Source organism: Zeaxanthinibacter sp. PT1 (assembly GCF_028464225.1).
Classification (GTDB): domain Bacteria; phylum Bacteroidota; class Bacteroidia; order Flavobacteriales; family Flavobacteriaceae; genus Zeaxanthinibacter.
Genome location: NZ_JAQPCN010000002.1, coordinates 81,000 through 103,824 on the forward strand (window position 1 = coordinate 81,000; position 22,825 = coordinate 103,824).

Here is a 22,825-nt window from a genome sequence, read left to right on the forward strand (position 1 = left end):
CTCGCTCCCGCAGAAATTATAATTTACCTTATTTGTTATTCTTTTTTAAACCCTTATAAGTATGCCCGGATTCGAATTTTTTGGAGATAATGAACGAACAGAAGTTCAGGATGTTTTATCCTCTGGAGTGTTGATGCGTTATGGATTTGACGGAATGCGACAAGGGCATTGGAAAGCGAAAGAATTGGAAAATGCACTGGCATCTCGGATGCAGACCAAGTACGCCCAGTTAGTGAGCAGTGGTACCGCAGCATTAACCGTAGCCCTGGCTAGTGCCGGGGTAGGCGCAGGGGATGAAGTGATAGTACCGACATTTACTTTTGTAGCGAGCTTTGAGGCCGTACTGGCACTCGGAGCTATTCCCGTCCTGGTAGATATTGATGATACGCTTACTCTTTCTCCGCAAGCTGTGGAGAAGGCTATTACCGATAGAACCAAGGTGGTTATGCCTGTACATATGTGCGGTTCCATGGCCGATCTCCAGGCGCTAAAGACAATTTGTGACAAGCATAAATTACTCCTGCTAGAAGACGCCTGCCAGGCCATAGGCGGCTCTTACCAGGGAAAGCCCCTGGGAAGTTATGGTGACTTGGGTTGTTTTTCATTCGATTATGTGAAAACGATTACTTGTGGCGAAGGAGGCGCATTAATCACCAATGACGAAACCTATTATAAGCATGCCGATCATTATTCGGATCACGGGCATGATCATAGCGGGAATGATAGGGGAGCAGAATCTCACCCCTTCCTCGGTTATAATTACCGTATTTCTGAACTAAATGCAGCGGTTGGTGTCGCCCAACTTGCCAGGCTTGATGAATTCCTCGAAATCCAGAAGAAACATTACCTGGTCATGAGAAATGCTCTGGAAAAAATACCCGGGATTACCTTCAGGCGAGTGCCGGAGGGGGGTGTTGAAAATTATTCTTTCCTGAACTTCTTCCTTCCGGGCGAACAAGCAGCCCGTGATGCACATGCAGCCCTGGGTGCTGCAGGGGTAGATGCCTGCTTCTATTGGTATGACAATAACTGGCATTACCACAGGAAATGGGATCACCTGAAGCAATTAAAAAGCCTGGGTAAACTGAATTCCGAAATTGAAGAGAGGATCAGTGCAATGACTAATGCCCAATTTCCTGATTCTGATCAATGGATGGGCAGGACTATTTCCAGTTTAGTCAAGTTAAGTTGGTCAGGGCAGGAGGTGCAAGACAGAGCTGATAAAATGGCCGACGTCTTAAAACAGTTTGTCTAATAAGGAACGTAATCTACAATCTCGAGGCCGTAACCTACAATTCCGACTCTCTTTGTCTGGGTTGTATTGGTCATGATCCTCATTTTACTGATGTGCAGGTCGTGGAGGATCTGTGCGCCAATACCAAAATCCTTACTATCCATTTCTATTTTCGGAGCCTTCATAATTCCTTTTTCCTGGTTCTCCTTCAGGCCGCGGATACGTTTTAACAGGTTGAATGATTCGCTCTGCTGGTTAATAAATACGATCACTCCCCGACCTTCTTCATTAAGTGCCTGGAACATATCGTCCAATTTCTTGTCTGCATTATTGGTAAGGGTACCGAGGATGTCATTATTGACCAGGGTAGAGTTGATCCGGGTAAGTATTGCTTCTCCCGGGGTCCAGCTGCCCTTGGTGAGCGCCAGGTGCACCTGGTCGTTAGTGGTCTGCTGGTATGCATGTAAGGTGTATTCGCCAAAACGGGTGTTCACCTGGAAGGATTCCTTTTTCACGATTAGGCTGTCATAGCGCATCCTATAGGCTACCAGGTCTTCAATAGAGACAAGCTTCAGATCAAATTTTTTAGCCACTTTAACTAAGTGTGGCAACCTGGCCATTGTTCCGTCTTCGTTCAGAATCTCTACCAGGATACCGGCTGGTTCAAAGCCCGCCAAACGGGCAAAATCTACAGCAGCTTCCGTATGGCCGGTCCTTCTGAGTACTCCACCGTTCCTTGCCCGTAAGGGAAAAATGTGACCTGGTCTACCGAGGTCATGCGGTTTAGTTCTTTTATCTACCAGTGACTTGATCGTTTTGGCACGATCGTGGACCGATATTCCAGTTGTACAGCCCTGGCCGATCAGGTCCACTGAAACAGTGAACTGGGTATGATGCAGAACGGTATTGTTCTCCACCATCATAGAGAGTTCTAATTCGGAGCATCGCTTTTCGGTGAGGGGAGCACATATAAGGCCACGACCATGAGTAGCCATGAAGTTGATCATTTCCGGGGTCACGCTTTCAGCGGCTGCGATAAAATCACCTTCATTCTCGCGGTTTTCATCATCTACAACAATGATCACCTTTCCCTGCCTGATATCCTCTATCGCCTCTTCAATAGTATTCAGGACTATTTTTCCTTCTTTGCTGCTGATCACGCTGTCTTTTTTTTCTTTTTCCATTTAAATAGCCTACTAATCTTTTGTACAAAGTGGCCCATATCCATAAGCCCCCTGTCTGCCGTTGCCCTGCGCGTCAGGTAAACACCCAAAGGTAACATTATTAGCGTAGAAAGCCATGCCCCGAGCATAGGGTGTATATTCCCCTCCTTGGCATAATTACCGGCAAACACGCCTAAGAAATAATACGCCAGGAAAAGAACAATGGCAATGACCATGGGCAGTCCTAGCCCCCCTTTCCTGATGATGGCCCCCAAAGGAGCTCCTACAAAGAATAAGATGATGCAGGAGAATGCGAGTGCGTATTTATTATGCAGGGATAGGATATGCATATTGTAGATCTTATAACGGCGCTGAAGTTCCTCTTTCTTACCCTTAACGGTATTCAGGATATTGGTAACTGCATTGTTGGCCGAGTTGTAGATCTGGATTCGCTGCCACTCAGCATAAAGATCTGTTATGTTCTCAGGCACAGGCCCAAGAGAGTCTACCTCTGTCTTTTCCGGCGTAAACCCGGCTGTGACAAGACTGTCGTTAGCCGCAGACACTTGGCTATTCATACCTGGGGAGGGAGTTTTTAAAGAATCCGGTACGGCTAGCGGAAATCCACCCATTCTGTTGACAATATTTTTTGAAAAGGCCACCACGATCTCCGTGTTGTTATCCTTCAGGGAATCGATATCCTTTTTAAGACGGGAGATATTCTTCATCTTATCCGTCCGTACATTGCGTTCCTCTTCCAGGTCCTGGGTGTTATCCGGGATCTCTATGTTGATGGTATAAGTTTCAAAATTGGATTTGGCAAAAGGATATTTTCGTCTTTCTTCACTTGCCTTAGGCCGTAGTTCTTCGTAGTAATGTCCATCCTTTAGGACCAGTTGAATGATATCTGACCCTTCACTGGAGATCAACTCCCCGGATTTGGCTTTAATCACCGTATTATTGATCTGCAGCTCGGATTTTTTGTGAATAATGACATTATCCAAAAACCTGTCATTTTCACCGGACTTATTATCCACCTTAATATTTAGGCCTTCAAAATCACTGAATACCCCTTCTTCAATTACCGCCGCGGGCTTAACCGTAGCAATGTTCCGGCGAAGGTTGTAGATCTTCTGCTCTGAAGCCGGGATAACATTGTTGGCAAAATAGAAGGTCACAAATCCCAGGAAGGTAACAAAAACGATCAGGGGCAACATGGCACGTTGCAAGGAGATTCCCGAAGCCTTCATCGCGGCAAACTCGTAGTTCTCTGCAAAAGCACCAAAAGTGAGAATAGAAGACAGTAATACCGTGAGCGGCAGAACCTTTTCTGTCAGGTTCGGCATCAGGTAAAAAAGGAATTTCCCGATGATGATCAGGTCTAATCCTTTCCCGGCAAGATCGTCAATAAAAAGCCAGATCGTCTGGAATATGAAGATGAACATCAATATTACAAACGAACTGAAAAAATTTAGGAGAAACCGCCTTAATATATATTGGTCAAGGATCCGCAATGCTTAGTTTCTTATGATGTAGTAGCCTTCGTTCTCGTATTTGCTCTCATCAAAAGTAAATAAGGTTTTGGACAAGGGCTGATCTGTTTTAAAAGAATTAACAGTGATCGTGGTCTTTGTGCCATTTTTCCCGGTCTCGATCAGCTTATAGATATGCTTTGTTTCCACATCCACTCCCAGGAGAATAGACGCAATCTCAGAAGAGCTGTCTATCGGGATCAGTTTAACATACTGTATCTTCCTTCCCTGTACGTTTTGCAGGATATCCCATTCGTATTTATGACCGTCCCTGTAAAAGGTAAGCATATCTGATGGAGTAATGGTATTCCCTTCTTCAGATTTATCCTCAATTGTGATCTCTTCATTTTCAGGAACGATGGTGTACACCTTCTTGCCATCGTATAGCTGTTGAGACCCCATATAATTGAAAATATATTTCTCTCCCTGTAGGGTCACATCACCGCGTGTCTCCTGTTTCACATTGGCTTCAGTATTGTTGAGTTCGTATTTAAAATCAACAGTAATGTTGTCATAGCTTTTCACCTTGTTATAAACCTCTTCTAACAGGGCTTTCGCCTTATTGGCATCCTGGGCTTTAAGACCCGTGATACTGAAGGTTGCGAGTAGCAATAAGCAAATAATATTCTTCATGTTCTATTTTGTTTCATTTTCTAATAACTGTTCCAAAGCGTAAAGGTCCGTCACCAGTACTTGCCTGGCTTTACTTCCTTCAAACGGCCCTACAATTCCCGCAGCCTCCAGTTGATCAATAATTCTACCTGCCCTGTTGTATCCAAGCTTTAATTTTCGTTGGATCAAGGAGGCCGAACCTTGTTGGGCGGTAACGATAACTTCTGCCGCTTCACGGAACATGGCGTCCCGGTCTGCGATCTCATAATCAATACTCGTGCCAGAATCTTCTCCTACATATTCTGGCAGGAGATGAGCATCCGGGTAAGCGCGCTGCGACCCGATATATTCCGTAATCTTGGCAACCTCCGGGGTATCTACAAATGCGCATTGCAACCGGGTTACGTCGTTCCCCTGCGTAAATAACATATCCCCTCGACCAATTAACTGGTCCGCACCCTGGGCATCGAGGATGGTTCGCGAGTCAATTTTCGAGGTAACCCTGAAAGCGATCCTGGCCGGGAAATTAGCCTTTATGATTCCCGTGATCACGTTTACGGAAGGCCGCTGTGTGGCAATGATCAGGTGGATCCCGATAGCCCGGGCCAATTGTGCTAGCCTGGCGATAGGGGTTTCTACTTCCTTACCGGCCGTCATGATCAGGTCTGCAAATTCATCGATAACCAGGATGATGTAGGGCAGGAACTTATGCCCGTCATTAGGATTTAGTTTCCGTGCCTTGAATTTGGTGTTATATTCCTTGATATTACGTACCATGGCCAGTTTCAGCAACTCATAGCGGTTGTCCATTTCTATACAGAGCGAATTCAGGGTATTAATAACCTTGGTGTTGTCTGTAATAATGGCATCTTCAGAATCCGGGAGCTTGGCCAGGAAGTGACGTTCTATTTTATTGTAAAGCGTTAATTCAACCTTTTTCGGATCGACGAGAATGAACTTTACCTCTGCCGGGTGCTTCTTATACAAGAGGGATGTTAATACGGCGTTGAGCCCTACGGATTTTCCCTGGCCTGTGGCACCTGCCATAAGCATGTGTGGCATTTTCGCCAAATCTACTACGAAGGTCTCGTTACTGATGGTCTTCCCGAATGCAATGGGTAATTGCATTTCTGCCTTTTGGAATTTGCTCGATGCGATCACAGAACGCATAGAAACAGTTGTCGCGTTCTTGTTGGGGACTTCAATACCGATGGTCCCCTTACCCGGGATTGGGGCTATGATACGAATACCAAGAGCTGCGAGGGATAGGGCGATATCATCCTCCAGGTTCTTAATTTTGGATATGCGGACACCGGCCTCGGGAACAATTTCGTACAAGGTTACTGTTGGACCAATTGTCGCTTTGATCTGGGCAATCCCGATCTTATAATTCTTCAAGGTATCTACAATCCTGTTCTTATTCTCCTCCAGTTCTTCCTGGTTGATCGTAATTCCTCCCCCGGATCCGTGTTGTTCCAGGAGGTCCAGTGGTGGGAACTTGTAATTACCCAGTTCCAGGGTTGGGTCAAATTCCCCAAAATCCTCTACTAATTTATCGGATAGCAGGTCTGTTTCTTCTTTCTCTTCCGCCACAGTCTCCACTTCCATTTCCAGATCGTCCTCGGGCTCTTTCTTTATTTCGGCTTTGGGCTCCGGGCTTAAAGGGGGAATGTTTTCTTTATGGGTGTAAGGATCTAGTACAACCGGTGCTTCTTCCTCTTCATTAGTGATAGTCGCTACAGTATCCTTTTCAGCCTCAGGACTGCTTTTATCCGTTTTAAATTCGTTCTTCACGGCCGCCTTCTTCTTGTTGAAGAAATCGGCAACACCTTCCGGTGTGAATTTGAACAGACGGACCATAATAATAGTAAGGCCAAATAAAAGCAATAAGAAGACCCCGATCTTGCCGGTGTAATCCTGCAGGAAATCGTTCATTTCATAACCGACCAAACCACCGAGTAGCGGCATTTCTGAAGCAAAGAAGCCCATGGCGATGGAAATCCAGATGACAAATACCAGCCCCCAGATCCATTTTCTGACCAGGCCATTGCGACCGATACTCAGGAAAAGGTGAAGTCCTGTTATGCAGAGCAGGTAAGGAAATATCAATGAAGCGATACCAAATCCACGATACATGAAGAAATGGCTGACCGCCGCTCCAAATTTATTCAGCAGGTTCTTGGCGGTGGCATTACGATCCCTGAACTCGCTCAATAAACTCTGGTCGTCCTGCCAGGTAAAGTAGAAGGATATAAAAGAGAAAAAGAGTGCCAGGCTTAACAGGACCAAAAGGCTTCCGAAGATGACCTTATTCTGTTTAGACAGCCGAAATGAAACGCTTTTTTTAGAAGATGTAGGTTTGGACTTTTTTTTCTTCTTAGCCATGAATTCTTAAAATCTGGGAACTAAATTACAAATTTAAGCACGAAGGAGATTCCTCCGTTCTTTTTTAAAATATTTTCGGTACGTAGATCAGTAGGCCTATAACAGTTGCAGCTATAGAAACAATCATTACAGCACCGGCTGATACATCTTTGATAAACCCTATCCTGGGATCGTGATCAGGCTGCACAAAATCTGATAGTTTCTCCACTGCAGTATTAACTCCCTCGATACCCATGACCAAACCTATAGCAAATACCTGCATGATCCATTCCATGGTACTGATCTCAAAAAAGAAACCGGCTATGGTCATGATCACCACCAGTGCCGCCTGGATCTGGATACTACCCTCTGTGCGTAACAGTAGTATTGCACCTTTCAGTGCAATTCCAATACTGCGGACACGGTTAACAAAAAAACTTTCTTCAGCCATTGCTCAAAGCCTGTAAGGCTGCGTTATAATCGGGTTCATTACTCGTGTCTGCAACCTGCTCCGTGTAAATGACCTTTCCTTCCCGGTCTACCACTACAACAGATCTTGATAAGAGGCCTTTAATGGGGGTGTCTGTAAATTCTACTTCATAAGTCTTACCAAAATTACCACTCCTGAAGTCGGACAGCGGGATCACATTGTCTATACCTTCTGCTCCGCAAAAACGCTTTTGGGCATGTGGAAGATCTTTAGATATGCATAGGACCACGGTGTCTTCTAAATTTGCGGCTTTTTCATTAAACTTCCTTACGGAGGTAGCACAGGTGCTGGTATCTATACTCGGGAAAATGTTCATGAGAATCTTCTTTCCTTTGAAATCCTTAATAGATACATCTGAAAAATCTATCCTTGTAAGTTGGAAATCAGGCGCTTTACTACCTACCTCCGGAAGTTTTCCGAGCGTGTTCATGGGTTGTCCTTTGCCGGTAACTGTAGCCATTGTTGCGTTCTTAAAGTTAGGTTGTGAAATTATGAAATATAAAAAAACCTATGGCCATAAAACCTGCCCAAATTAAGTAATCCTGCTGGGAATCATATAAACCGGGATTTTAGGACTTGGCGAGCTGCTTTATCTTTATGCCAACTGCTGCAAAGAATAAGGTGGTAAAAGGGCTGAGCCAATTGAAGATGGCAAAGGCAAAGTACTCACCTACGGCCACTCCCAAGACACTGCTGTGGTATGCACCACAAGTGTTCCAGGGTATTAATACAGAGGTAACGGTACCGGAATCTTCCAGGGTCCGGGACAGGTTCTCCGGGGCAAGGCCCTTATCTTCATACGCCTGGGCAAACATTTTTCCGGGAACTACGATGGCAAGGTATTGATCCGAAGCCGTTACATTCAATGCCAGGCAACTACCGACCGTACTGGCAAAAAGCCCAAAGGTTGATTTAGCCATGCTCAGCAAGGATTGGGTGATGCGAGAAAGTGCTCCGATCCCGTCCATGATCCCACCAAAAACCATCGCACAGATGATCAGCCAGATCGTACCTAACATCCCGTACATTCCTTTTGCAGAAAACAGGTCATTAAGCGCAGGGTTATCTGTCGGGATAGAGGTATTAACCGTAATCGCGTTTATAACGCCTTTGTAACCCGACTCAAAGGTGAGTTGTTCGGCCCCGGTAATCCCGGCGACGATCCCCGGCTGGAATATCAATGCAAACACCCCGCCTAGAAGGGTACCAACCAAAAGAGCCATCAGCGGGGGAGCTTTTTTAACGATCAGGAAGATAACGGCAGCAGGAACAAGGAATAACCAGCCGTTAATATTAAAAGTACTCTTTATGGAGGTTAGGATGCTATCCGTATCAGGGGTACCCGTGGTATCTGTTGTAAGACCGATAATGATAAATACAGTGAGGGTGATCAGTATGGTTGGGGTAGTGGTTAGCGCCATATAGCGGATGTGGTCAAAAAGATTACCACCGGCCATGGCGGGCGCCAGGTTGGTAGTATCACTCAGGGGAGACATCTTATCTCCGAAGTAGGCACCGGATAAAACTGCGCCTGCGGTCATGCCCAGGGAAACTCCCAAAGCTTCACCAATACCAATAAGCGCAATACCTACTGTGGCAGAGGTAGTCCAGCTACTTCCCGTCGCCACGGATATCACCGCACAGATGATTACACAGGCTGCAAGGAATATGGTGGGGTTCAGTACTTGTAAACCATAGTAGATCATGGCCGGAATGATCCCGCTGATCAACCAGGTGCCAGCCAGGGCTCCTACCATGAGCAATATTAAAAGCGCCCCGGTAGTTGATTTTACGTTTTTGGCCACTTCTTCCAGCATTCGCTCGTAAGAGACCTTATTAAAGGCTCCTACGATTGCGGCTACAGCACCTCCCAATAACAGGATAAACTGGTTGGAACCGCTGATGGCATCATCACCAAAAACATAAACATTGTAGGCGAGCATCGCAATCAATGCGAATACTGGGATTAATGCCTCCCAAATGTTTAATTCTTTATTCTGTTCTACGGAGTCATCACTGTGGGGGGCATTCGCTGGTTCTTTCGCCATTTGGTCTTTTCAGTTTGTCCGTAATATTACGATTTTGATACATGTTCTGCAAACACTGTATCGGGTCATTATATTATCAAACGCTGACAGCCTCGCTGAGGATACCCAGGCTTACCATGCATTCGCGCATCTGCCTGTAGGTTCGCTCAATATCATTGTCTAAACCGATCGAGAACCGGATAAGTCCTTCACTAAGGCCCATTTCTTCTTGTTCTTCTTCAGAAATTTCTGAAGAGGTTGAAGAGCCGGGAGCACTGAATAGCGTCTTGTAAAACCCTAAACTAACAGCCAGGTAGCCTAAATTCTTTTCCTGCATCATTTCCATGAGGGCATTGGCATTGTCCAGGCTACCTACGTCTAGTGTCATGATACCTCCGAAACCAAATTCCTCAACGATCATGGATTTCATAAGCTTGTGCCCGGGGTGCGAACTCAAGCCCGGGTATACTACTCTAAGCCCGTCTTTCTCAAAACTCTGTGCCAGGTATAGTGCATTCTCACTGTGCTTTTTGATACGAACGTGCAGCGTTCGCATGTTCTTCAGTATAGATGCAGCTCTAAGGCTGTCTAATGTACTTCCCAGGAGCATTCCCGCGCCGTCATTGACATCTTTGAGGGAAAGACAGAAATCCGTGGACCCACAGACTACCCCGGCAACGCAGTCACTGCTACCATTGATGAACTTGGTCAAACTATGGATAACGATATCGGCTCCAAGCGCTATAGGATGTATAGATAATGGGGTGAAGGTGTTGTCCACCACCAGGGGTATATTATGTGCTTTAGCAAGTTTTGCCAACGCCTTAATATCTGCTACTTCGAGCAGTGGGTTGCTCACCGCCTCGCAAAAAATCATTTTGGTCTTAGGGGTGATAGATCGTTCTACAGCTGATATGTCCGTTATATCGACAAATGAAGTGTTGATATTGAACCTGCACAGGAAATTTTTCATAAAGGCATAGGTGCCTCCGTAGATAGTTCGGCTACTTACTAATTCGTCTCCTGCACCACAAAGCTGCAGGATCGTGGCCGTAATAGCGCCCATGCCACTTCCGGTTACGTTTGCAGTCTCTGTACCTTCCAATGCAGCCAGGGCTTCCCCTAAGTAAAGGTTAGAAGGGGAGGAGTGCCTGCTATAGAGATAGCAGCCTTCGGTGTTACCTTCAAAAGTGTCGAACATCGTTTTGGCCGAGAGAAAAGTGTAGGTCGAAGAATCGGAAATGGACGGGTTCACTCCACCAAATTCTCCAAAGTACTGTAAATATTGTAGCCTGTCTGCTGCTTTGCGATCCATAGTAATGTGTGTTTAATCATCAAATTTACAAAACACAAGTGTTATATGTTGTTAAAATGAGAGTTGGTAGTAAATTCAACTATGATATGAATAAATTATAGAATATTATTTGTAATTTATCCGTTTAAGATTTAAAAACAGAATAATATTCATGATCACATTAGACCATACAGATTTACAGCTACTGGGCATCCTGCAAAGGGATGGAAAAAAGACGATCAAGGAGTATGCCCTGGAGTTGGGCCTATCCGCTACAGCCGTATATGAAAGGATCAAGAGATTGGAAAAGCAAGGGATCATATCTCATTACGTGGCTTTATTGGATAAGAAAAAAGTGGGCAGGAATTTCGCAGTCTTCTGTCATGTCCGCTTAAGCCAGCATATAAAAGAAAATGTACTGCAGTTTGAAAAAGAAGTGCTGAAACTTGCAGAAGTTGTGGAATGCTACCATATAGGAGGAGATTATGATTATATCCTTAAGATTCATGTTAGCGATATGGAGGCATACCGGGAATTCATGGTGACCAAACTGACGGCCATAAAGAATATTGGTAGTACCCAAAGCTCCTTCGTGATCTCGGAGGTAAAATATACCACCGCAGTTCCATTGGGGTGACAAGCCGGGGGTTTTCTCTGAACCTTATAGGGATGCCGTTTCTGTTTAGCTTGCGCAACGTTAAAACATTTGTACTTTTGTAATTCGTTGCCGGAGTAGGCGCGAACTTGGAAACTTCCTTCATTAACGAAAAGTATACTATGACTTCATACGATGTAGCCGTAATTGGCTCAGGTCCCGGCGGATATGTCGCGGCCATCCGATGTGCCCAATTGGGAATGAAAACAGCGATCATTGAGAAATATTCAACCTTGGGCGGCACCTGCCTGAATGTGGGATGTATTCCCTCTAAAGCCCTCTTAGATTCTTCTCATCATTACGAAGATGCGGTCAAGCATTTTGAAGAACATGGCATTGAGATCCCGGGCGAGGTTAAAGTTAACCTTGAGAAAATGATCTCCCGGAAACAGGGTGTTGTTGACATGACTACCAAAGGAATTCAATTCCTGATGGATAAGAATAAAATTGAGGTGTACCAGGGACTGGGAAGTTTCAAGGACGCCACACATATAAATATCGCCAAGGAGGATGGCAAAACTGAGGAGATAGAAGCTAAGAGCATCATAATTGCTACAGGCTCTAAACCTTCCAGCTTACCATTTATCAATATCGATAAAGAGCGCATCATCACGTCAACAGAGGCGCTGAAACTAGGGGAAATTCCCAAGCACATGATCATCATCGGAGGTGGGGTCATCGGCCTGGAACTTGGACAGGTATATAAGAGATTGGGCGCTGAGATAACGGTGGTGGAGTATATGGACCGAATTATCCCTGGGATGGATGGCGCGCTTTCTAAAGAACTGATGAAGGTTTTAAAGAAACAGAAAGTGAAATTTAACCTGGCTCATAAAGTCACCGCGGTTGAGCGAAAAGGTAAAGAAGTCATTGTTAAGGCCACCGATAAAAAAGGTGAAGAAGTAGAATTTAAAGGCGATTATTGCTTGGTATCTGTTGGAAGAAGGCCTTATACAGACGGACTCAATGCCGAAGCAGCAGGAGTTAAGCTGGATACAGCAGGTAGGGTAGAAGTGAATGAAAAGTTGCAAACCAGTACTCAAAATATTTATGCGATAGGGGACGTAGTAAGAGGAGCAATGCTAGCCCATAAGGCTGAAGAAGAAGGTACTATGGTCGCCGAGATTTTAGACGGTCAGAAACCACACATAGATTACAACCTGATCCCGGGAGTGGTATACACCTGGCCCGAAGTTGCTGCAGTGGGTAAAACTGAAGAAGAACTCAAAGAAAAAGGAGTAGATTATAAAGTGGGGCAATTCCCCATGCGTGCCTTAGGCCGATCAAGAGCCAGTATGGATACGGATGGTTTTGTAAAGATCCTTGCCGATAAGAAAACAGACGAGGTACTGGGAGTACATATGATTGGTGCTCGTTGTGCCGACCTCATAGCCGAAGCAGTTACAGCGATGGAATTCCGTGCTTCTGCTGAAGATATTGCCCGGATGAGCCATGCACATCCAACCTATGCGGAAGCGGTAAAAGAAGCTGCGCTGGCGGCCACTGAAGACAGGGCGCTGCACATCTAATCTAACCAAATGAATATAGGATAACCCGGCTGTGAAAATAGCCGGGTTTTTTGTGTTATGATTTTACAAAACCGATTACCCTCATGATCCAGTTCATCGTGGATCTTAGTTGGCGGTATCCAAACAGGAGCACCGGTTCTGCCTGTTCTCTTATACCGTTAAGAGCGGTTGAGATTCTCCCTTTGATCGCCTCTTCCTGTGCATCATATTTCAGGGCGAGGTAGCTGCAAACGATCATAAAAATAGCGGCACCGGGAACAACTACAGAAGGAGCCACCCCGTGATGCAGGAATCCATAAATACCCAGGCCGGTAAAACTGCCGTATAGTACCACAAAATGGATCACATAGATAGAAAGGGTGTTTTGTCCCAGTCGTAGCAATGTTTTATTCGTTAAGAATTGTCTCAATGTCATAAACACCGCAAAAACAACCATTACATTCCCCAGGCGGATAAACAGGTAGTTGTTGTTGACCAGTCCTTGGAACACCGCAATTCCGGTGGCTTCAAAAAGTAAGTTGAAAAGCCCGGTAGAATAATAGATCAAAGCTACTCCGGAGATTAAAGATATTGCTATGGAAGCCGGGTACAGCTGTTTCATATTCCTGTATCGCGAAAATATTACAGAGAGAAATGCTCCAAAGGCGGTATATCCCATCCAGGGAATCAGTGTGAATACAGAACCATTGGCCTTGGTCAGGTAATTAGCCAGCATATCAGGTAAGAAAGAGAAACTCCACTGCTTATACATAGGTTCTAACAGGAACAACAGTACAGTAATGCTTACCAGGATTGCAGGAAAAATAATGGGTTTTTTCTTAGTTGATAATAAGTATACCCCAATAATGCCCAATAGAGATAGTCCTATACAATGAAGCACATCTACCAGGTAAAATGAACCATAGACTTCTCCTTTTAACAGACCAAAGAGATTCAGTCTTAAGAGGTAACCAATAAATAATAACTGTAATCCTCTTTTTACCCCTTTAAGTACCCTGGGGTTCTGCCATCCTTTCTCTGGAACTTTTATCAATAACAGGGTGAAAATAAATCCGGATACCGTAAAAAATACAGGTGCAGTGATTCCCCGGAAATATTTCCAGGTGGCATAAACTATGTTGGAATCATCCCGAAAAACAGGATCTAACAGTCCGTCCACAAAATGTCCCTGCAACATCATCAGGATGGCCCAGGCACGTATGGCGTCTATAAAATATAATCTGCTCAATTTTTGTTCCATAAAGAATACCCTATATACTTATCAGACAGGGGGTTTGGATGTTTCAGGGCGCAAAATTATACAAATTCTTCGCAATTCTCTGGGTTTTAGGGTATTTTCGTTTTTTTAAAATCTGATTATGTCCACTATTCTTGCCTTTGCCGGGAGTAATTCATCCACGTCCATCAACTATTCCCTGGTTAAATATACAGTATCCCTTATAGAAGGTCACCAGGTACGACTTCTTAACATGGTTAACTATCCTTTTCCCATGTACAGTGAAGATGCGGAAAAAGAACAGGGGTATTCCAATGCATTAAAAGAACTGTATAACGACATCCAGGAGGTTGATGCACTTATCATCTCGGTCAATGAGCACAATGGCGGCCAGTCTGCCTACTTCAAAAACCTGATCGATTGGTTATCCAGGCTGGACAGGGGTTTTATAAAAGAAGCTAAGATATTCCTGATGTCTACCTCTCCGGGAAAAAGGGGGGCAATAGGATCTCATGAACGAACAGAAAAAATGCTTACCCGTTTTGGGGCAGAAATTGTATCAACTTTTTCGCTGCCTTCTTTTAACGACAATTTTGATTCTCAAAAAGGAATTTCTGATAAAGACCTCGCAGAGCAACACCGACAGGCACTACAACATTTTCTTTCTAAAATCTGAGCACTTTGCGCATAGACCGTAAATTCGGGATACAAGACACCGGGTTCAGCAAATCGAAATTACTCGCATGGTCTCAACAATTTGAAGAGGTAATTTGGCTGGATAGTAATGGTCACCATGATCCTTACGGACAGTTTGATGCTGTGCTGGCCGTTGGAGCGCATCGCAAGCTGGTCACAGGAGTTACCGATGCCTTTGATCGTCTTCGATCATTTAGATCAGAAACCAAGGACTGGATATTCGGCTACCTTACCTATGATCTTAAAAATGACCTTGAGTCACTGGAATCAAGCAATGCTGATGGATTGGGATTTCCTGATCTCTATTTCTTCCAGCCGCTTAAGATTATCCGGTTGAGTGAGAATACGGCCACTTTCTCTTATCTAGAATCCGTATCTGCTGAGATTGACGGTGATTTCAGCTCCATCTGTGATGCTGATACCATTTCCCCCTACCGTGTTTCCAGCGGAGAGGGTCCTAAGATCAAAATGAGAATTTTTAAGGAAACCTATTTCAGGAGGGTTCAGAAAATGCTGGACCACATTCACCGTGGGGATATTTACGAGGCCAATTTCTGCCAGGAATTTTACGCAGAACGGACTTCCATAGATCCGTTACGGGTATATTCAAGGCTCAACGAGCTTTCCATGCCGCCATTTGCATCCTTTATAAAAATATCGGACCGTTTCTTAATGTGCGCTTCCCCTGAACGGTTTATGCGGAAAATCGGGCAATCCCTGGTATCCCAGCCCATCAAAGGTACGGCGAGAAGATCAACGGCTACCCGGGAAGACCAGCTCTTAAAATTGCAGTTGCAGCACGATGAAAAGGAACGATCCGAAAATATAATGATCGTTGACCTCGTCCGGAATGATCTTTCAAAACACGCATTGAAAGGCAGTGTAGAGGTGCCCGAATTATGTAAAGTGTATTCTTTTAAACAAGTTCACCAGATGATCTCTACAGTGACCGCTGAGGTGAATCCCGGTGCCGACCCTGTGACTTTACTACGGGATGCTTTCCCTATGGGGAGTATGACCGGGGCACCAAAGGTTTCGGCGATGAAGATTATTGAGGAATTGGAAGCTACTAAAAGAGGATTGTACAGCGGATCTGTCGGTTATTTCACACCTGCAGGTGATTTTGATTTCAACGTGGTGATCAGGAGTATACTTTATAATTCCAGCCGCCGATTTGTATCCTATTCCGTTGGCAGTGCCATCACGGCTAAAGCAACACCTGCCAGAGAATATGAAGAATGCCTGCTAAAAGCACGTGCCATGCGGCAAGTATTGGAACGGGAATCTAGGTAAGTAAGTGGCAGTGCTAGCTGAAAAGATTATCTTACCTTTTAAAGCATGCTAGAACTCCATAGTTTTAATAGTTGGAAAGATGATCAAAAGGTCTTCTTTGACCATGAACAACCCTTGGATCCTAAAGGTGTGGCTGTACTTATACATGGCTTTGGTGAACATTCAGGGCGATATACACAAAGCGTTATCCCCTTTTTAATAGCCCAAGGACAAGCAGTACTCTATTATGACAATCTGGGTCATGGTAAAACAGATGGTCCAAGGGGATATTGCCAGGGATATGAAGAGTTATTAGACTTGCTGGAGTATATTATTACCAAAGCAACAGATCTATACCCGGAATTACCTCTTTTTCTCTATGGTCACAGTATGGGCGGTAATTTAGCCCTCAACCTGGTATTAAGGAGGTCTACTCCAGTTTCTGGAGTTATAGCTACTAGCCCTTACCTAAGGCTTGCCTATCAACCACCGGGATGGAAGATGAAACTGGGGCGAATTTTGCAACGAATTGCTCCGAGATTTGCTATGCCCTCCGGCCTGGATCCCGAGGGTATATCCAGCATCCCGGACGAGGTGGAAAAATACAGGGAAGACCCCTTGGTCCATGACAAAATCACTCCCAATTATGCATTTCCGGTGATGGATGCAGGAGACTGGACTATAAAGAATGCCGATCAACTAGCGATTCCCACGCTCGTGGTACATGGAAAAAAGGACCCTATCATCGACCATCGCGGGTCGGTCGAATTTGCTGACGGGACTGATTACAGCAAATTGGTACTGCTCAACGAAGGTTTACACGAGTTACATCACGATGTGAGTCGTGAAAAGTTGTTTCAACATATCGCGAAATGGTTCACAGATTATTACAACGATCTAGAGGGATAGGTACATGTATAATTACTAGGCTAATATTTTTACCTTTGGCCCGGTGAAGAGTAGGTTTAAAGAACATATAGCTCAGGAGTTCCCGCAATTGTTAGAAAATACATTTCTTCTGGCATGCAGTGGCGGAATGGACAGTATGGTCTTATTAAACCTCTGCTATTCATCAGGTCTTGATTTTCACGTCGCCCATGCTAACTTTGGTTTACGTGGTAAAGAAAGCGACCTGGATGAAGAGTTTGTTGGTGATTTCTGCAAAGAACACCACATTCCACTCTATGTGAATCGCTTTGATACCTTAGGTTATGTGAGTCAGAACAAAGTGTCTGTACAGGTGGCAGCCAGGAATTTGCGCTATGAATGGTTCCATAATCTTTTAGAAGAAAAAAACTTATGTAAAGTGGTCACGGCCCATCATTCTGATGATGACCTGGAAACTTTCCTCATCAACCTTTCCAGGGGAACCGGGCTTTTTGGTCTGAGTGGTATCCCGGCAAACACCGCTTTAGTCGCCAGGCCATTATTACAGTTTGACAGGGATACCCTGGAAGAATATGCTGTTCAGAATGGATTAAGGTGGAGGGAGGATAGCAGTAATGAGGAACTGAAGTATTTAAGGAATCGTATCCGTAAGGAAATTGTCCCGCCCCTAAAAAAGACACATGCTGTTTTTATGCAGAACTTTCAGCACACGCTGAACCACCTGCAGGGAAGTACCGCAATAATACGTGGCCATATAGCCCAACTGAAGAATGAACTTTTTCGGAAGCAAGGGAATATTTACAGGATTGATATCCGAAAATTAAAAGAATGTAGACCATTGCGACCTTACCTTCATTATTTATTCGAGGAGTATGGTTTTGTTGAAGGTGAACCTATAGAAGTTCTTCTCAGTTCCGGGAGTGGTAAAATGTTATTAAGCCATTCACACCGCCTGATCAAAGATCGGGAAGATCTCCTTTTACAACCACTGGAACCGGAAAATTCAGGTATTTATGTGATTCCGGTTGAGCAGGGGGAGGTAAAAGTCCCTGTTCATCTACTCCTGCAGGAAGTTGATAATCTTGGGGAGACCGGGAAGAATATACTATATGTTGATAAAGAAAAGTTAAACGAGGTGCTGACCTTGAGAAAATGGGAAAAAGGCGACTATTTTTGCCCATTCGGATTGCCCGGAAAGAAAAAAGTTTCCAAATTCTTTAAAGATGAGAAAATGGATCTCGTCGCTAAGGAAGATCAATGGCTGCTATGCTCGGGGGATTCTATTGTATGGATAGTAGGAAGAAGACCTGATGAGCGTTTCAGAGTTCGTGAAAACACAAAAAATATATTAAAGATTACATGGGTAAATTAAGAGGAGTATTAGCCGTTTTATTTGCATTTATGGCTACGTTCACTGTTGCCGCACAAACAGACGAATCACCAGTGGTATGGTCACAAGAGGTGAATCAGATCTCCGATACAGAATTTGAACTGATACTGACCGCCGATATTATGAAGGGTTGGCATGTTTATTCCCAGCATACTCCTTCCGGGGGTGCCCTTCCTACGGAATTTACTTATGAAGGCGCGGGAGAGGGCTATGAACTTTTAGGACCGACTGAAGAAAGTGAAACAGAAACGGCTTACAGTGATATTTTCGAAATAGATGAAACCTTCTTCAAGGATAATGCTCGCTTTAGGCAGAAGATCAGAATTACTGACGCAGAAGTCCGGCAAGTAAAACTGGATTTATTTTACCAGGTGTGCAAAGAAGTTTGTATCCCTGTAGAAGAAACCTTCTACTTTCCTTTATACGGACAGGAAGTTGTGATCGAAGAAGCAACGATAGACGAGAGAAGCCTCGCCATGGGTGAATCCCTGAATATTGACCTAAAGAACCAGAAGTTGCTCAACCAATCTAATGGAGAGTCCCTGGAAGGTAGTGGAGGATTATGGGTGATCTTTGGACTTGGGTTCTTAGGAGGACTGCTGGCACTATTGACGCCCTGTGTATTCCCTATGATACCCCTGACCGTTTCATTCTTTACTAAACATTCCCAGAAAAAATCTAAGGGAATTATGAATGCATTACTCTACGGTTTCTTTATCGTATTGATCTATTTCTTGCTGAGTCTGCCGTTCCATTTATTTGATTCCGTAGATTCCCAGATACTGAATACGATAGCGACCAATGTATGGCTGAACGTATTCTTTTTCCTGATTTTCGTATTCTTTGCATTTTCATTCTTCGGCTATTATGAACTTACCCTGCCTAGTTCCTGGGCTAACAAGATGGATGCTGCCTCGGCTAAAGTTGGCGGTGGTTTAGGGATCTTTTTCATGGCACTTACCCTGGCAATTGTTTCTTTTTCCTGTACCGGACCCATACTTGGGGGGTTATTAGGAAGTACGGCCCTGGCTGAAGGGGATGTAGCGACCAATCTTTCTGCAGGTATGCTTGGTTTTGGAGTGGCTTTGGCACTACCATTTGCCTTGTTTGCCTTATTTCCTGCATGGTTAAATTCCCTTCCTAAATCCGGAGGGTGGATGACAACTGTAAAGGTTGTCCTCGGCTTCCTGGAATTAGGCCTGGCCCTGAAATTCTTATCCAATGCAGACCTGGTAGGAAATTGGGGAATATTGAAAAGAGAGATTTTCCTGGCCATATGGTTGGTATTGTCTTTAGGGATGACGCTATACTTGCTCGGAATTGTGGGGCCTAAAGGTCAAAAGAAGTCGGCCACACGAATAGCATTCGGATTGATAAGTGCAGCATTTACCCTATACCTGGCACTTGGTTTATTTAAAGTAACCCCGCTGAAATTGCTGAGTGGATTTCCACCTCCTGAATTTTACAGCGTGATGGAGCAGGAAAATGATTGTCCGCTGGGTATAGACTGTTATAAGGATTTTGAAGACGGCCTGGCTTACGCCCGAAAAGTGAATAAACCTATCCTGCTCGACTTTACCGGATGGGCATGTGTAAATTGCAGGAAAATGGAAGAGAATGTTTGGAGCGATCCTGCGATCTACGATATATTAAACGAGGATGTAGTCCTGATCTCTTTATATGTCGACGATCGTAAGGAGTTGAAGGAATCGGAAAAATTCTCTTATAAATACGATTCAGGACGGGTTAAAGAAATCGAGACCATTGGTCAGAAATGGGGTACCTTCCAGACGGTGAATTTTGGAGCTGCTTCCCAGCCTTATTATGTACTGTTATCGCCTTCGCTTGAAGTACTGGCGCCATCCATACAGAATTCAGACATCCCTACCTATCTCGATTGGCTGCAATTGGGATTAATGAATTTTGAGGAGGAAGCGGTGATGTTAGAAGACTAAACCAGGCTATTGGCCGATAGTTTTTTTCCCTGCCATAAAAACTGCTACCTTGTCGATAGAAAATAGATAGCAGTGAAAATAGTAAAGACGGTAGGATACATTCTCTTAGGAATTATCCTCGTGGTTATTTTGGTAGTCTTAATAGGCAGACAAAAGTTGAAACCTGAGTATGATGGGGCTGCATCGCTGCCCGGACTACAGAGGGAGGTCAATGTTTTTTATGATCCTTATGGAATTCCCCACATATACGCCAAATCTGAACTAGATGCAATTCGTGCCTTGGGTTATGTTCATGCACAGGACAGGTTATGGCAGATGGAATTATTGAGAAGGGTAGGTTCTGGCGGACTCTCAGAAGTGTTTGGGGAGGAATTACTAGACGCAGACAAATTATTTCTTTCGCTCGGTATTGCAGATGCCACTGAAAAAACCGTCAGGAATCTCGATTCTAATGACCCGGTGGTCAGGTTATCACAGGCTTACCTGGATGGTATCAATAGTTTTATATCGGATGGACCGACCCCCATGGAGTTTCTGCTGACTGGGATAGATAAAACTCCTTTTACCCTTAACGATATTTATAACAGTATGGGTTATATGGCTTATACTTTTGCTACGGCACATCGGACAGATCCCTTACTCACGGCTATTAAAACTAAGCTGGATAGCACCTACCTGGTCGATCTTGAAATCGATGGAGGAGCACATCCCACCAGGATTCCAAATCACAAAGATTCCCTAGCAATACAAGTAGGGGAGAAGATTGCCTTGGTAGTAAACAGTTCACTGTCCGGACTTCCTATTCCACAGTTCATGGGAAGTAACAGTTGGGTGATTGGTCCGGAGAAAACTAAGAATGGTAAGGTTATTCTCGCGAATGATCCCCACATTGGTTTTGCACAGCCCAGTACCTGGTATGAAGCACATCTGAATGCACCGGGATACGAAAAGTATGGCTACCATCTTGCAGGTTTCCCATTCCCATTGTTGGCACACAATCGAAAAGCTGCTTACGGGCTAACCATGTTTCTAAACGACGATACGGATTTTTATTTTGAAGAAGTCCATCCTAAAGACTCCATGAAATATAAAACTGCAGATGGATGGGCAGACTATTCTACCAGGACCTATAAGATCCCTGTGAAGGATGCAGATACTGTAGTCTATACCTATAAGGTTTCAGAACACGGACCTTTGGTCAATGGCATTTCAAAGGACCTTGAAAATATACCGGCAGTCAGTATGTCTTGGTTATATACCCAATTAGATAATAAATTACTCCAAGTACTACACGGGATCAGCCATGCAGAGGATATTGAAAGCTTCAGAAATGCCTTGCCAGACCTGCATGCCCCGGGACTCAACGTAATGTATGGTGATGCTGAAGGGAATATAGCGTGGTGGGCCACGGCAAAATTATATGATCTGCCGGAAGGAGTTAATTCTAAGTTTATCCTTAATGGTGCCAATGGACAGGAAGAACCGGTACAATATCGCGATTTCAATGAGAATCCACAGTCGGTCAATCCGCCTGTGAACTACGTGTATTCGGCTAATAATCAACCGGATTCTATCATGGGGGGGCTTTACAGGGGTTATTATTTACCGGAGAACAGGGCACGCAGGATAGTAAACTTATTGGATGGGAGGAGCGATTGGGACCTTGAATCCTCCAAAAAGATGATCACTGATGTAACATCGCCCATAAATCCCATGGTGGCTACGAACCTTGCTAAATCAATAGCTGTGAAGTCCCTAACAGACCAGGAGCTCAAGATTCTTGATATCCTTGGAAAATGGGAAGGGGATTACCCGTTAAACAGTGTTGCTGCAACGGTATATCACCGATGGATTTATTTTTTCCTTGAAAATACCTTCGCAGATGAAATCGGAGATACCCTTTTTCCGAAGTTCCTTGACACTAATTTTTGTAAGCGCTTGATCGCCCCAATGGCTACCAAGGAAGAATCGGTTTGGTGGGATGATGTCAGCACAGCTGAAAAGGAAAGTAAAAGAGATATCGTCCGGAAGTCCTTTGACGAAGCCATTTCATCTTTGAAGGGCCAACTTGGAGAAGATCATACCCAATGGACCTGGGAACGCACACATACACTAGAACACGAACACCCCATGGGCAAAGTTGAAGCGCTTCGTACCTTTTTTAATGTAGGGCCATATCCCGTTCCGGGAAGTCGTGAAGTGATCAACAACCTGGCCTTTCCATATGATGGAGACGGTTTATACCAGGTTACGGCCGGACCATCTACCAGGAGGATAATAGATTTTTCGGATATAGAGAACAGCGTCAGTATTTTACCGACCGGACAATCGGGAAATCCATTGAGCCCGCATTACGAGGACCAGGCTGAGATGTTTGTTAAGGGTGAATTCAGGAAAATGCTGCTGAACAAAAAGGAGATAGAAGAAACGTCTGTTTCCCGCCTGTTACTTAGGAAGGAATAGGCTTTTTGCTATAGATAGAAAATATTCTATATAATTTTGTATATT

General features: G+C 44.4%; 18 protein-coding genes. 9 read left to right on the plus strand and 9 right to left on the minus strand.

Features of this window, described 5'->3' with window-relative positions:
* Positions 1–61: 61 nt before the first annotated feature.
* A complete protein-coding gene (locus tag PP178_RS07420; protein ID WP_272593704.1) occupies positions 62–1,255 on the plus strand; it encodes a DegT/DnrJ/EryC1/StrS family aminotransferase in 1,194 nt (397 codons plus the stop codon).
* Here the strand turns inward: PP178_RS07420 and ribB are convergent.
* From ribB to PP178_RS07460, 8 genes are all read right to left on the minus strand, one after another.
* A complete protein-coding gene (ribB, locus tag PP178_RS07425) occupies positions 1,252–2,418 on the minus strand; it encodes a 3,4-dihydroxy-2-butanone-4-phosphate synthase (RefSeq protein ID WP_272593705.1) in 1,167 nt (388 codons plus the stop codon). The two genes, PP178_RS07420 and ribB, sit on opposite strands and share 4 nt — an antisense overlap.
* The gene (locus PP178_RS07430; protein ID WP_430974701.1) at positions 2,391–3,842 is read right to left on the minus strand and encodes an LptF/LptG family permease; all 1,452 of its coding nucleotides are present in this window, start codon (positions 3,840–3,842) and stop codon (positions 2,391–2,393) included. Before PP178_RS07430 ends, ribB begins: the two co-directional genes overlap by 28 nt.
* A gap of 72 nt (positions 3,843–3,914) precedes the next feature.
* Entirely contained in the window at positions 3,915–4,562 is a 648-nt protein-coding gene (locus PP178_RS07435; protein WP_272593707.1) for a LolA family protein, read from the minus strand.
* Positions 4,563–4,565: 3 nt separating this feature from the next.
* Complete coding sequence (locus PP178_RS07440) at positions 4,566–6,926, minus strand: FtsK/SpoIIIE family DNA translocase (protein WP_272593708.1); 2,361 nt, start codon at positions 6,924–6,926, stop codon at positions 4,566–4,568.
* 64 nt (positions 6,927–6,990) lie between these two features.
* Positions 6,991–7,356, minus strand: coding sequence for a diacylglycerol kinase (locus tag PP178_RS07445; RefSeq protein ID WP_272593709.1), 366 nt, complete (start codon positions 7,354–7,356; stop codon positions 6,991–6,993).
* The gene (gene tpx, locus PP178_RS07450; RefSeq protein ID WP_272593710.1) at positions 7,349–7,855 is read right to left on the minus strand and encodes a thiol peroxidase; all 507 of its coding nucleotides are present in this window, start codon (positions 7,853–7,855) and stop codon (positions 7,349–7,351) included. Before tpx ends, PP178_RS07445 begins: the two co-directional genes overlap by 8 nt.
* Positions 7,856–7,964: 109 nt before the next feature.
* Positions 7,965–9,443, minus strand: coding sequence for a Na+/H+ antiporter NhaC (gene nhaC / locus PP178_RS07455; RefSeq protein WP_272593711.1), 1,479 nt, complete (start codon positions 9,441–9,443; stop codon positions 7,965–7,967).
* Between the two features lie 76 nt (positions 9,444–9,519).
* Positions 9,520–10,737, minus strand: a complete 1,218-nt coding sequence (locus tag PP178_RS07460) for an aminotransferase class I/II-fold pyridoxal phosphate-dependent enzyme (protein ID WP_272593712.1) — start codon at positions 10,735–10,737, stop codon at positions 9,520–9,522.
* A gap of 151 nt (positions 10,738–10,888) precedes the next feature.
* On the opposite strand from PP178_RS07460, the gene PP178_RS07465 reads away from it, so the two are divergent.
* Together PP178_RS07465 and lpdA are read left to right on the plus strand one after the other, a co-directional pair.
* On the plus strand, positions 10,889–11,353 hold the full coding sequence (locus PP178_RS07465; protein ID WP_272593713.1) for an Lrp/AsnC family transcriptional regulator: 465 nt from the start codon (positions 10,889–10,891) through the stop codon (positions 11,351–11,353).
* Between the two features lie 140 nt (positions 11,354–11,493).
* Positions 11,494–12,900, plus strand: a complete 1,407-nt coding sequence (gene lpdA / locus PP178_RS07470; RefSeq protein ID WP_272593714.1) for a dihydrolipoyl dehydrogenase — start codon at positions 11,494–11,496, stop codon at positions 12,898–12,900.
* Between the two features lie 55 nt (positions 12,901–12,955).
* On the opposite strand, the gene PP178_RS07475 is transcribed toward lpdA, so the two are convergent.
* Entirely contained in the window at positions 12,956–14,140 is a 1,185-nt protein-coding gene (locus PP178_RS07475) for an acyltransferase family protein (protein ID WP_272593715.1), read from the minus strand.
* 118 nt (positions 14,141–14,258) lie between these two features.
* Here PP178_RS07475 and PP178_RS07480 point away from each other — a divergent pair, with 118 nt between their 5' ends.
* The 6 genes from PP178_RS07480 to PP178_RS07505 all read left to right on the plus strand — a co-directional run bounded on the left by PP178_RS07480 (position 14,259) and on the right by PP178_RS07505 (position 22,780).
* Complete coding sequence (locus PP178_RS07480; RefSeq protein WP_272593716.1) at positions 14,259–14,792, plus strand: NADPH-dependent FMN reductase; 534 nt, start codon at positions 14,259–14,261, stop codon at positions 14,790–14,792.
* Positions 14,793–14,797: 5 nt separating this feature from the next.
* Positions 14,798–16,105 (plus strand): anthranilate synthase component I family protein, encoded by a 1,308-nt coding sequence (locus PP178_RS07485; RefSeq protein WP_272593717.1) that lies wholly within the window; start codon positions 14,798–14,800, stop codon positions 16,103–16,105.
* Between the two features lie 45 nt (positions 16,106–16,150).
* Entirely contained in the window at positions 16,151–16,993 is an 843-nt protein-coding gene (locus PP178_RS07490) for an alpha/beta hydrolase (RefSeq protein WP_272593718.1), read from the plus strand.
* Positions 16,994–17,036: 43 nt separating this feature from the next.
* On the plus strand, positions 17,037–18,344 hold the full coding sequence (tilS, locus tag PP178_RS07495) for a tRNA lysidine(34) synthetase TilS (RefSeq protein WP_272593719.1): 1,308 nt from the start codon (positions 17,037–17,039) through the stop codon (positions 18,342–18,344).
* Positions 18,332–20,317 (plus strand): cytochrome c biogenesis protein CcdA, encoded by a 1,986-nt coding sequence (locus tag PP178_RS07500; RefSeq protein ID WP_430974702.1) that lies wholly within the window; start codon positions 18,332–18,334, stop codon positions 20,315–20,317. Before tilS ends, PP178_RS07500 begins: the two co-directional genes overlap by 13 nt.
* Positions 20,318–20,389: 72 nt before the next feature.
* The gene (locus PP178_RS07505) at positions 20,390–22,780 is read left to right on the plus strand and encodes a penicillin acylase family protein (RefSeq protein ID WP_272593720.1); all 2,391 of its coding nucleotides are present in this window, start codon (positions 20,390–20,392) and stop codon (positions 22,778–22,780) included.
* The last annotated feature ends 45 nt before the right edge of the window (positions 22,781–22,825 follow it).